This is a genomic window from Vogesella mureinivorans, from assembly GCF_007644035.1.
Taxonomy (GTDB): Bacteria; Pseudomonadota; Gammaproteobacteria; order Burkholderiales; family Chromobacteriaceae; genus Vogesella; species Vogesella mureinivorans.
The window spans coordinates 1-396 of record NZ_VMTV02000991.1 but is presented as its reverse complement, the minus strand read 5'-3'; the positions used below and the strand labels follow the sequence as shown (position 1 = coordinate 396).

Here is a 396-nt window from a genome sequence, read left to right as displayed (position 1 = left end):
ACCGTCACCGCCGCCAACGGCAGCCTGCCCCTGCTGGCGCCGATGTCCGAAGTGGCCGGGCGCATGTCGATCCAGGCCGGCGCCACGGCGCTGCAGAAGGCCAACGGCGGCCGCGGCATGCTGCTCGGCGGCGTGCCGGGCGTCGAGCCCGCCAAGGTCGTCATCCTCGGCGGTGGCGTGGTTGGCGCGAATGCCGCGCTGATGGCCGTCGGCCTTGGCGCGCAGGTGGTGATCCTCGATCGCAACGTCGATGTGCTGCGTCGCCTGGTCGCGCAGTTCGGCACTCGCGTCGAGACCGTGTTCTCCAGCGCCGACGCGGTCGAGCGCCATGTGCTGACGGCGGATCTGGTGATCGGCGGCGTGCTGATCCCGGGTGCTGCGGCGCCCAAGCTGGTC

1 protein-coding gene is annotated in these 396 nt (G+C 72.2%); it reads left to right on the top strand.

The annotated features are described in order from the left end of the window. Window positions 1–396 (top strand): FAD-dependent oxidoreductase (locus FLQ44_RS21845; protein WP_170253062.1); only part of this gene is annotated, 396 nt, incomplete at both ends.